This window comes from Methylobacterium sp. WL103 (assembly GCF_008039885.1).
Classification (GTDB): domain Bacteria; phylum Pseudomonadota; class Alphaproteobacteria; order Rhizobiales; family Beijerinckiaceae; genus Methylobacterium; species Methylobacterium cerastii.
The window spans coordinates 1-829 of record NZ_VRUX01001074.1; the positions used below are offsets into that span (position 1 = coordinate 1).

Annotated in this window: 2 protein-coding genes; both read left to right on the top strand. The window is 69.7% G+C overall.

The features are described 5' to 3' along the window. On the top strand, positions 1–623 hold a 623-nt coding region (locus FV222_RS27855; RefSeq protein WP_147816389.1), incomplete at its 5' end, for a DUF448 domain-containing protein. Further along, positions 624–829: translation initiation factor IF-2 associated domain-containing protein (locus FV222_RS27860; RefSeq protein WP_147763388.1), on the top strand; the 206-nt coding region annotated here is incomplete at its 3' end.

Sequence of the window (829 nt, forward strand, 5' to 3'; positions counted from 1 at the left end):
GGATCATCGCGTCCGGCGCCTGGGTCAGCGCGCGCCGCGAGGACGTCGCGACGGCCGTGAAGAAGCGGGCGTTCAACCGGGCGTTCAAGACGCAAGGCGCGACCGCCGCCGCCGACCTCCCCGACCGCATCGCGGAAGGGCTGCGGGCCGACCTGCGGCAGGCGATCGCGCTGGCCAACAAGGCCGGCTGCATCGTCACCGGCTTCACCAAGGTCGAGGCCGCGATCGGCGCGCAGCCGCGGGTCGCGGCCGTGATCCATGCGTCCGATGCCGCCGCCGACGGCCGCCGCAAGATCGCGGCGGCATTGCACAGGCGCCACGGCGGTGCCATATCCCGCGTACCGATCGTTGACGACTTGTCCGAAGACGAATTGGACATGGCCTTAGGTCGGGATCATGTGATACACGCTGCGCTCGTCGCAGGAGTCGGGGCCGCCGGCTGCCTGGCGCGTTGGCGTCGGCTACGCTCCTTCGAGGGCGTCGCCGCGGCGATCGAGGAGCGCGGATCCGCCGGATACGGCGGGGATGCTCCCCCTCTGCAAGACGATGCCGTGACGGATCAGGCCGGCGCTCCGCGGGTTGCCGGTTCACGCGACGATGGAAACCCTCAGGGTTCAGGCTGAATGAGCGACACGAATAATCCGGGCGACAAGACTCTGAGCAAGACCCCTGCGAAGCCGCTTTCCTTGAAGCGTCCGATCGAACAGGGGACCGTGCGCCAGAGCTTCTCCCATGGCCGCTCCAAGCAGGTCGTGGTAGAGACGGTGAAGCGCCGTGTCATCGGCGCAGCGCCGGCGCCCGTCGCCCCCATCGCGGCCCCGACCCGGGT